A 10,408-nucleotide genomic window follows, 5' to 3' on the forward strand; every position below is an offset into this window, starting at 1 on the left:
CGGTCACGAGAGACGGCCCCGGGCCGGTAGTCGCCCCCTCGCTACCGGTCCGGGGCCTTCCGCGTCGTTCACACGCGACCATCCGCTCGATCCCCATTTCGGGGGTCAGGACGAGGGCATCCAGTCCGGGCGGCGGACCAGCTCCACCCCGATCAGTTCGATCCGGGCGGCGTCGTCGTCCAGGACCACCACGTCGCACAGGGCGTGGATGTTGTCGATCTCCCGAGCGGTGACGACGCTGCGGGCCTCGCCGGTCATCAGGCCCGGCCGGTGGATGCGGCACTCGCGGACGGCGACGGGCAGCGCGCCGCCGAGCACCCGCCAGGCCCACAGCCCGGCGAGCTGCATCCCGCCGTCGAGGCCGGCGACGTCGAAGTACCAGTCGTCCAGGCCCCAGGCCAGGTCCGTCACGCCGACGACGGACCCCTCGGCGCCGTGCTCCGACATCCCCTTGAGCCACTGGATCGCCTGGAAACGCGGGCCGTGGAACAGCGCGTCGCTGCGGTAGATCAGATCCCGGCACTTCGACACCTCGGCCGCCTTCTCGGCGAGGCCGTCCGGCGTCGGCCACGCCGACGCCGGCACTGGCTGCGGGCGGGCGGAGTCGAGCCTGGCCTGGTAGTGCGGCATGCCCTCGGCGTCGTCGATGCGCAGCAACGGCCACGGGGCCGCACCGCCGTCGACGCCGGCCGGGTCGCCGCAGCGCCGCGGGTCGGACTCCGCGACGCTGACGAAAAGCTCGTGCCCGGTGTCGGCCAGGCGCGGGAAGGCGATCTTGCGGAGGACCCGCAGGTCGCGCAGCACCATCCCGCCCTCGTCGTCGCCGTCGCCGTCGCCGCGCAGCGCGCGGGCGCCGCGGGCGAGCCAGTCGAGCGCCATCGCGAGCGGAAGCACCGCGATGTCGGCCGGGCTGTGGTCGATCAGCCACGGATGGGTGCGCTCATGCACCGAAAGCTGGCCGAGGACCCGCCGGGCGGGCGGTGCGTCCGGGCCACCGGCGCCGAGCGCCTCGGGGTCGCCGGCGCCGAGCAGGATTCTCGGTCGCGTTCCGGCGCTGCGCGGGCCCGTGATCTCGTCGACGAACGCCGCCGCGCCCTGCGCGACCGGGAGAGCCTGCACCCCACGGCTGGCGAAGACGTCGGCGAGCAGCGGCCCGACCATCCCGCCGGCCCACGGGCCCCAGGCGATCGAGCGCACCAGGCAGTCCGGGTGCGCGGCCTGCCAGGCGGCGGCGACCTGGTCCAGGGTCGCATTCGCCATGGCGTAGTCGGCCTGACCGGCGTTGCCGAACCAGCCGGCCACCGAGGAGAACAGGCACAGCAGCTCCACCGGGTCGTCGGCGAGCACGTCCAGCATCGTCCGCAGGCCCCGCACCTTCGTGTCGAAGACCCGGTCGAAGGCGTCATCGGTCTTGTCCACGAGCAGCTTGTCGGCGAGCGTGCCGGCGCCGTGGATGAGGCCGCTGACCGGTCCCCAGTCCGCGCGGACCTCGTCCAGGGCACGGGCGACCGCGTCGGGATCGCGCACGTCCACCGGCAGGTAACGGGCCTGCGAACCGGCGCGGCGGAGGGCGGCGAGGGTCACGTGTACCTCCCGGGCGGCCAGGATTTCCCGCGCCTGCGCCCGCAGCCGGGCCGGGCCGGCCGCCGGACCGTCACGCTCGGCCAGCAGCCGGACCAGCGCCGGCTCGTCGGTCGCGGCCGCGAGCCCGTCCGGCTCGTCGAGCAGGGGCGTGCGCCCCAGCAACACCAGCCGCGGCTGGCAGGACCGGGCCAGTTCGATCACGGACGCGGCCGTCACACCGCGGGCGCCGCCCGTCGCGACGACCACCGCGCCCGGTGCGAGCCGCAGCGGGTGCGCGCCGGCCGGCTCCGGCAGGGCCGGTGCCACACCCGGGACGAGACGGGTGCCGTCGGCGCGCAGGCCGACGACCGGAGTCATCCCGCCCTGCCGCAGCTCGTGGGCGATGGCGGCGGCGAGCCGCACCGGGTCCCGCCCGGCCCGCTCGCAGTCGATCGCCCGGACCGCCGCGTCCGGCCACTCCGCCCCCGCGGTGCTGGCAAGCGCGGCCAGCCCGCCGAGCCAGGCCCGCTCCCCCTGCCGGCCGTCGAGGCCGAGATCTGCGCCGGTGTCCTGCACGGTGACGAACAGCCCGCCGTGCACGGCCGGCGAGGCCGCCATGGCCCGTGCCCAGCGGAAGGCGTCCTTCTGCCGGTCGAGAGCCTGCTCGACGGAGTCGACGCTCGCCAACCCGCCGAGCAGGATCAGCCCGCCGGCGTCCGCGGGCAGCCCGCCCGGCGTCCCGTCCGTCCCCGCCCCCGGCGGGCCGTCGGTGACGGCCGCACGGATGCCGTGCCGGTCAAGCTCGTGGGCGAGCGCGGACCCGAGGCCGCTGCCGCCGTCGACGATCGTCAGCGGCCGCGCGCCGAGCCCGAGGGGCGTGAGCCCCGGGGCCGCAACCGGCCTGACCCTCGGCACGAGCCGAGCCAGCGGCGGCCAGTCAGCGGCCCCTACCTGCGAACCGGCCAGAAAGGGGGCATCAGCCGCCGCCCCCGCCGGGCCCTGCGCGGGAGCGGCCGCCGCAGCCCCCGACGGGTCCGCGGTGGGGCTGTCGGCGAGGTCCGGGATGACCTCGGCCGCCGCCGTGCCGGGCCCGGTCGGATCCGGCCCGGACGGTCCGGTCACCGCCGGCTCCGGGGCGTCGGCCCGGTTGCGCATGAGGTCGACGACCTCACCGAGGGTACGCAGCGCGGTGAGTCGGGCCAGAGCGTCGCTCTCGCTGACGTCGACCGCGATCTCGCCGACGTGCTGGCGCAGCGCGGAGAGGATCTCGACCTTCTTCAGCGAATCGATGCCGAGGTCGCCCTCCAGCTCCATGTCCATCGCCAGCGCGGAGACGGGGTAGCCGGTGCGCTCCGCGACGACGTCGAGCAGCAACGCCTCCAGTTCCTCGACGCTCGGCAGCGCCGGCACCCCCACGGCCTCGCCGCCGGCCGGTGCCGGGACGACGGCGGGCGAGCCGGCGACCGCCTGACCGGTGGCAGTGGCCGGCGCCGAGATCGCACCATCCGGTGCCACCGCAGCCGCAGGGAGCACGGCGGCGGACGGCACGGCGGCGGACGGCGGCGCGGTGGGCGCGGGAGCGGCCGGGGCGGGTGCCGGCGGCGCGGCGACCGCGGCGGAGGAGGGCCGCGCGACCGTCGGGTCGGCCACCGGTGCGGTGGCCGGTGCGGTGGCCGGTGCGGTGGCCGGTGCGGTGGCCGGTGCGGTCATGGCCTGACCGGCCGGTGCCGGTTCGGCCGGCCGGGGCCGGTGCTCGTCGGCACGCCCGGCACCGCCGGCAGGGCCGTCGCCGGCGTGACCGCCGGTGGCAGCAGCGCCGCGGGGTTCACCGCGGGCATAGCCGGCAGGTAGCCGGCCACCGGGGGCGCGTCCATGGCGGGCGCGCCGGCCAGCCGGGCGCAGATGGCCTCCGACGTGCGCAGGAACTCCACCTGCGCCTCGGTCATCAGGTGCTGGTAGGCGGCCTGGACCTGGGCGGTCTGCCGGTGGGCCTCGACGACCGCGGGCCACCAGCCGGGCGCGGTGACGACATCGCCCATCAGGGCCGCTCCGGTCGCCGGCACCTCCGCGGCGGTCACCGGCACGCCGGCGGACGGCGCCGTGGCCATCGCGCCGGCGGGCGGCGCCGTGGCCATCGGCTCGGCCGCGGTGGTTGCGGGCGCCGGCGTCCCGGCCACGGCGACTCCTGGCTCCCCCATCCCCGGCGCAGCCGGCATCGGCTCCGCGGCCGGTGGCGCGGCCAGCGGTGGTGTCGCCATGGTCTCCGCGGCCCGCGAGGGGGCCCCGGGCGGCGTCTGCGGTCCCGCAGCCGTCGGCGCGGTCGGCGCGGTCGGCGCGGTCGGGATGGCGCCGTCGACCGGAACCGGGCCCGGTTGTGCGGCGGGCGCGGCGGGGCGGGCCGGGGCGGCCACGTCGTCGGCCGGAGCCGGGGCCGGCACCGTGGGTGCGGCCACCGCGGCGGCGGTCGTGGGGGAGGCGGTCGCAACGGATCGAGGTGCGTGATCACCGTTGGGCGATGGCTCATCCAGCGGCGGTGGGTAGTTGCGGCCGTAGTTGGATCCGTCGATCTGCATCGTCATCACCGGCTTCCGGCGCCGTCCCCCGGCAGGGGCGGGCGGCGGGTCGTCGAAGGTGAGCCGGGTGCCCTGGACGGCGAGCTGCCCGAGCGCGGACTGCAGCATGGCATCGCCGTCCTGGCCCCGGCGGTCCAGGCTGATCGCAAGGTGTTCCCGGCCGTCGAGGATCTGGTTGACCAGGCCGGTGAGGGTCCCGCCGGGGCCCACCTCGACGAAGGTCCGCACGCCGTCGGCGTACATGGTCTCGATCTGGTCGACGAACAGCACCTGGGCGGTGAGCTGGTCGACGATCCGCTCCCGGATCAGCGCCGGGTCGGTCGGGTAGGGCTGGCCGTCGGAGCCCGCGATGACCTCGCAGCGCGCCGGGTGGATCTCGATGCCCTCGAGGACCTCGCGCAGCGGGTCGCGGGCCGCCGCGACCAGGGGGCAGTGGAAGGCGGTGGCCGTCTCCAGCCACCGCGTGGCGATGCCCTCGGCGGCGAGCTTGCCCTGCACGGTCTCCAGCGCCGCCGCGGTGCCGGACAGCACGAGCTGCTTCGGCGCGTTGTGGTTGGCCACCCAGACGTCCGGATCGGGCAGCCCGTCGAGGGCCGCCGCGACGTCGTCGTGCGCGGCGACGGCGGCGAGCATCCGCCCGCCCGCCCGCTCGGTGGTGTTGCGCAGCAGCTCGCCACGGCGGCGGGCAAGGATGATCAGCGACTCGGCGTCGAGGACGCCGGCGGCGCACAGGGCCGTCAGCTCGCCGAAGCTGTGCCCGGCCACGCAGGGTGGGCGCACCCCGTAGCCGTCGAGGACCGCGAGCAGGGCCAGCGAGTGCAGCGCGATCGCCGGCTGCGCCCATTCGGCGGCGGTCAGTGTGCTCTGCCGGGCGGCGCGCTCGGCCTCGTCGAAGGTCGGCGGCGGGAACACCACCTGGTGCAGCGGCGTGCCGCCGAAACACAGGCCGCCGAAGCGGTCCCAGACCTCCTGCGCGGCGGGGTACCGCAGCGCCACGTCCGTGCCCATCCCGACGTACTGGCTGCCCTGGCCGGGGAAGAGGAACGCCGGCGGGGCCGCCGGCGGCGGCGGCACGGGCGGGATGCCGGTGCCGGACTCGTCGGTCTGGGCCGCGTGGTTCGGGACCGCGTAGTGCAGCCCACGCGGGTTGGTGAACGGCTCCCGCGGCCGCTGGCCGATCAGGTTGGCCGCCTGATCGATCCGGGTGCCCAGCTGCTCGGCGGAGCCGGCGACCAGGGCGAGGCGGACCGGGCGGCGGGAGTCGAACTCGCGCCGGCTCGCCCGCGCGATCCCCGCAGTGGGCCGGGAGGTGTCGATCGCCCGCAGCGCCGCGACGATCTCCTCGGGTGTATCGGCACCGAACAGGACCAGCTCGCTGCCGGCGGCCCGCGGCAGGCGAGGTTGCCGGCCACGGCCGCCGCCGGACCCGCCGGTCCCGCCGGACCCGCCGCCGGCGTGGGCGGGCGCCTCCTCGAGCGCGATGTGGAAGTTGATGCCGCCGAAGCCGAAGCTCGACACCGACGCCCGCCGCGGATGGTCGGCCGGGCGCACCCAGGGGCGGGACACGGTGTTGAGGTAGAAGGGGCTGGAGTCGAGGCCGAGGTCGGCGTTCGGCTCCGCCACCTTGATCGTCGGCGGCAGGGTGTGGTGGTGCAGGGCGAGCACGGCCTTGATCAGCCCGGCCGCGCCGGCCGCCGACTTCGTGTGCCCGATCTGCGATTTGACCGACCCCAGCGCGCACCAGCGGTCCTCGTCTCGCCCGCAGCCGCCGAACACCTCGGTCAGCGCGGTGACCTCGGTGCGGTCCCCGACGACGGTGCCGGTCCCGTGCGCCTCGACGAGCCCGACAGTCTCCGGCCCGTAGCCGGCGTCGGCGTAGGCGGCGTGCAGCGCCCTGACCTGCCCGCCGGGTGCCGGGGCGTAGATCGCCGCGCCCCGCCCGTCCGACGAGGAACCGATCCCCCGGATGACGGCGTAGATCTTGTTGCCGTCCCGGCGGGCGTCGGCGAGGCGTTTGAGCGCGACCATCGCGACGCCCTCACCGAGCATCGTGCCGTCGGCCTGCGCGGAGAACGGCCGGCAGTCCTCCGTCGGCGACAGCGCCGGCGTCTTGCAGAAGCTGACGAACGTGCACGGGTTGTTCAGGGCGTCGACACCCCCACTGATGATCATGTCGGCGCGGCCGAGGACGAGCTCGTTCACGCCGGCCGACACCGCGGCCAGGGAGCTCGCGCAGGCGGCGTCGACGGTGTAGTTCACCGCGTGCAGGTTGAGGCGGTTCGCCACCCGACCGGCGACGATGTTGCCCAGGCCGCCGGGTAGCGTGGCCTCCTGCCACTGCGGATAGCCCTTGAGCACGTGGTCGCAGATGCCGTGGGCGTCCTCGGTGGAGTAGCCGAGCTCGCGCAGCGCCTTGAACCACATCGGGCGGCCCAGGCGCAGGTCGATCTCGCTGAGCAGCTCCAGATTGCCGCTGCCGAGGATGCAGCCGATGCCACCGCGGTCGGCGGTGTCGTACTCGTCGCCCAGGGCGTCGCGCAGCGTCTGGTCGGCGACCTGCAGGGCGAACAGCTGCGCCGTGTCGGTGGCCGGGACGACGCTCGGCGGGATGCCGAACTCGGCCGGGTCGAAGTCGATCGTCGGCAGGAACGAGCCGCGGCGCACGTACGTCTTGTCGATCGCGGCCGGGTCCGGGTCGTAGTAGTCCTCGACCAACCAGTGGGAGCGCGGTACCTCGGTGATCAGATCCTCGCCGCGGACGATGGAGTTCCAGAACCCGGCGGCGTCCGTCGAGCCCGGCATGATGGCGCCCACTCCGACGACCGCGATCGGCGGTTGGGGCGGGGAGTCCGTTCGTCGCATCTTGTCCGTGTCTCCTTCCTGACCGGCCGGCCGCGAGGTCAGCCGTGGGCGCCGAGGGACAGCCGGCGCGGCGGGAACTGAGCGACACCCACCGGCACCCCGAAGCTGCGCACCTGATGGGCGCGGGTGACCACCGCCGCTCCTTCGAGGAGGTTCAGTGCGATCTGGACGACGCCGCGCTCCGCCGGCTGCGCGAGGAAGCTGCCGCTGATCCACCGGTTGAACGCGCCCATCGCCGGGCCGCACCAGATCTGGTAGTCGGTACGCCGGCTCTGCTCGCCGGCGAGCGCCCACCGACCGGAGTTCCCCAGGTACCACCGGAACACCAGCGCCATCCGGTGCTTGGGATCGGTCAGCGCCCGCTCCACCTGGCCGGGATCGCGTTCGCCCCAGTACGCGGCGGTGCGGGCCCACACGTCGTCCAGGGACATGCCGAACAGGTCGCGCTCCAGCTTCGCGCGCAGCTCGGGTGCGAGCTGTTCCAGGCTGTCGTGCCGGCGGTACGCCTCGAACAGCAGGCCCGCCCGGGGGGCGAACATCGATCCCCGGCGCAGCACCTGCACCTTGGCGCCGAGCTCGAACATGTCCGCAGCCGGCGCCAGCGCCACGTCGGCCAGATCGGCGCCGGCGAGCATCGCCTTGGCGTCGTCGGACTGGCCGGACTCGACGCTGACCTGGTTCACCGAGCCGGTGAGCACGTAGGCGGCGCCGAGCGCGAACGCCGCCGCGACCGCCTGCGGCGTGCCCAGCCCGCCGGCCGCGCCCACCCGCACCGGCCGGGGATAACCGAAACGGGCGACGACCCGGTCCCGCACGGCCTGCACGGCCGGGACCACGACGGCCATCGGCCGGCCGTCGGTATGCCCGGCGCTGTCGGCCTCGACCGTGATGTCCTCGGCGATCGGCAGGCCCGCGGCGAGCTCCGCCTCCGCCGCGGTGATCTCCCCGCCGTCGACCAGGGCACGCAGGATCTCCCCCGGCGGCGGCGACATGAACTGCTCGGCGACCTCGGGCCGGGAGATCTTCGCGAACACCCGGGTGCGGCGCTCCACCCTGCCGTCGGGTGTCCGGCGCAGCCCCGCCGCCGCGCAGCGGACCACCGCCGGGGTGATCGACATGAACGCCGACGCCGACACGCACGGCACCCCGTGGCGCAGCAGCAGCGCGGCGGTGGTGTTCTCCAGCGCCGGATCGCCCGGCGAGTGCAGCAGGTTGACGCCCCAGTTCGGCTGGCCGGCGAGCGTCTCGGCCAGGGTGACGACGGCCTTCTCGATCCGGTCGAGCCCCAGGCCGCCCGAGCCGAAGAAACCGAGCATCCGGGCGCGGGCCATGGCGGTCACCATCGCGGTGGTCGCGATGCCGGTCGCCATCTCCCCGGCGATGTAGGGGAAACGCACCCCGTGCGCCGCGGCGAACGAACGGTCGCCGAGCCACTCCGGGTACAGGGCCGGCAGGGTGCCCACCACCAGCGGGCCGGCGGCGTCCCCGGCGCCGACATCGCCGCCGAGACCGAGGCCGACACCCCGGCCGGGCACCGCCAGCAGGTGCACCGGTTCCCGCACCGCGCGCACGCAGGCGGCCAGCTCCGGCCCGGTGAAGGCCGCCGGGTGCCCGTCCGGCCGCCAGGTCGGTGTGGTCCCCGCCCCCGGCCGGCCGGCCGGCGGACCGCCACCCACGAAGCCGCCACCCACGAAGGTGCCGGCGAGGCGGTCCGACGGGTAGGGCCGGCGCGCGACCGGTCGGCGAAGCGCCGGCGCCGGTGGCCGGCGCTCCGGCGGGCTCGCGATCCGGGACGGTCGGGGGGTGACGGTCATCGGTTGCTCCAACCCTGGGTGGATTCGACCCGCGGCGCGGGGTCTGTCCGCGCGGCCGGGTAGGTCCGCGCGTCGGCGTCGGCCCGCGCGGCGGGGTCGGCCTGCACCGTCGGGTCGTAGGCGGACAGGGCCCGGGTCAGCAGCTCGGAGTTGAGCAGGCCGTCCGAGGCCAGGTCCAACTCCGCGATGCCCAGGCCGGAGAGCAGGTAGTCCCGGTCCACCAGCGTCTCGGCGACCCGCTCGCCCAGCGCCGTGCGGGTGCGGGTGTCGTCGAAGATGTGGCGGTGGCGCAGGTACATGAGGAACCCGGGCACCATGCCGATGATCCGTTCCAGCGGCGTCGGATCGGCCGGGGCGTGCTCGACCAGCTCCACGCGGACCGGCAGGAAGCTCTCCAGCAGGTCGATGGGCAGCGACACGGGTAGGTCACGGCTGCTGACGATGTGGTATGTGGTCGTCGTGCCGGCCGGTGGGCGCTCGGCGAGGCGCACCATGTCGCGGACGGCGTCCTCGACGGCCATCACGTTCCAGCGTGCCCGCGGGTCGCCGACGACCCGCACGGTCTGCACGGTCGGCTCCTCGGCGTCGACCAGACCGCCTTCGACGGCCATCGAGGCGATCGTGAGCATGAAGCGGGCGACCGCCTCCAGGGTGTCCGACGGCAGGTCGGGGTGCGGCGGCCGGTGGCTGAGCAGGACGCTCGGCCGGAACACGACGACCGGCCGGCCGCTGCCGGCCGCCCAGTCCCGGACCGCTACCTCCGCGGCGTACTTCGATCGTTCGTACGGGCTGGCAAATCCCCGTGAGGCGTCGAGCTGGTCCTCGTAGACGACCGGTTCGGGACTCAGGCCAGCCACGAACGCCGTGCTCACGTGGTAGAAGCGCGGCCTGCGCCCGCCCGCCGCCGCCAACGCCAGCATGTTTCGGGTGCCGTCGACGTTGACGTGATGCAGCTCCGCGAGGTCGCCGGCGAGCTTCGTCTGGGCGGCGCTGTGCCAGATGGCGTCGACACCGTCCGCCACCCGCCGGAATTCGGCTTGGGAAAGCCCGAGGAATGGCTCGGCCACGTCCACGTCGACTACCGAGACCCGGCGCGGAAGGTCATCGACCAGCCGTGGGCTGGCCCCGGTGACCTGCAGGAACCTGGCCAGCCGGCCCGCGGCGTCCCCGGAACCCGCATGGGCCAGAACCGTCAGCGAAACATTCCGCTCGAGAAGTTCCCGCACCAGATGCACACCCAGGAATCCGGTTGCCCCGGTGATTGCGATCTCCACGAGAATCCACGCTTCCTGGTCGATGGCGTCCGTCCGGCTTTCGCGCGGAAGCACGCGGCCGGGCCGGGACGCCGCGAATCATCCGGACACGTCGGACAACCGGCGAGAAAAGATCGATATGGAAGGGGCCACCCGTCCTCGGTGACAGTGCGTCGACGTCGTGGACCGCCGGGGGGGCATGCCGGTGCGACCCGCCCCGCAGTGGATGGCCAGGCCCTGCGTAACGGGGTACCCACCCTGGGTCGCGATAACAGTGCGTCCTTTTCGGAACCGCACCCGGACACCCGGATCGGGTGACTTCTCCGGCGGGCGGCGGCGAACG

At 75.1% G+C, this 10,408-nt stretch carries 4 protein-coding genes; all 4 read right to left on the bottom strand.

The window, feature by feature from the left end; translation table 11 throughout:
• Nucleotides 1–105: 105 nt before the first annotated feature.
• From FRAQA3DRAFT_RS36085 to FRAQA3DRAFT_RS15770, 4 genes are read right to left on the bottom strand one after another with little or no spacing between them, the layout of a single operon-like run.
• Complete coding sequence (locus FRAQA3DRAFT_RS36085) at nucleotides 106–3,273, bottom strand: SDR family NAD(P)-dependent oxidoreductase (RefSeq protein ID WP_009740025.1); 3,168 nt, start codon at nucleotides 3,271–3,273, stop codon at nucleotides 106–108.
• The gene (locus FRAQA3DRAFT_RS36090; RefSeq protein WP_009740026.1) at nucleotides 3,270–6,998 is read right to left on the bottom strand and encodes a type I polyketide synthase; all 3,729 of its coding nucleotides are present in this window, start codon (nucleotides 6,996–6,998) and stop codon (nucleotides 3,270–3,272) included. The genes FRAQA3DRAFT_RS36085 and FRAQA3DRAFT_RS36090 overlap by 4 nt, the downstream gene beginning before the upstream one ends.
• Before the next feature lie 38 nt (nucleotides 6,999–7,036).
• The gene (locus FRAQA3DRAFT_RS15765) at nucleotides 7,037–8,812 is read right to left on the bottom strand and encodes a PfaD family polyunsaturated fatty acid/polyketide biosynthesis protein (protein ID WP_009740027.1); all 1,776 of its coding nucleotides are present in this window, start codon (nucleotides 8,810–8,812) and stop codon (nucleotides 7,037–7,039) included.
• Nucleotides 8,809–10,086, bottom strand: a complete 1,278-nt coding sequence (locus tag FRAQA3DRAFT_RS15770) for an SDR family oxidoreductase (protein ID WP_009740028.1) — start codon at nucleotides 10,084–10,086, stop codon at nucleotides 8,809–8,811. The genes FRAQA3DRAFT_RS15765 and FRAQA3DRAFT_RS15770 overlap by 4 nt, the downstream gene beginning before the upstream one ends.
• Nucleotides 10,087–10,408 lie beyond the last annotated feature (322 nt).

It is taken from the genome of Frankia sp. QA3, from assembly GCF_000262465.1.
Taxonomy (GTDB): Bacteria; Actinomycetota; Actinomycetes; order Frankiales; family Frankiaceae; genus Frankia.

Bases quoted from the DNA above. Each gene is read 5' to 3' on its own strand.
- FRAQA3DRAFT_RS36085 (WP_009740025.1), bottom strand. From the start codon at position 3,273: ATGACCGCACCGGCCACCGCACCGGCCACCGCACCGGCCACCGCACCG.
- FRAQA3DRAFT_RS36090 (WP_009740026.1), bottom strand. From the start codon at position 6,998: ATGCGACGAACGGACTCCCCGCCCCAACCGCCGATCGCGGTCGTCGGA.
- FRAQA3DRAFT_RS15765 (WP_009740027.1), bottom strand. From the start codon at position 8,812: ATGACCGTCACCCCCCGACCGTCCCGGATCGCGAGCCCGCCGGAGCGC.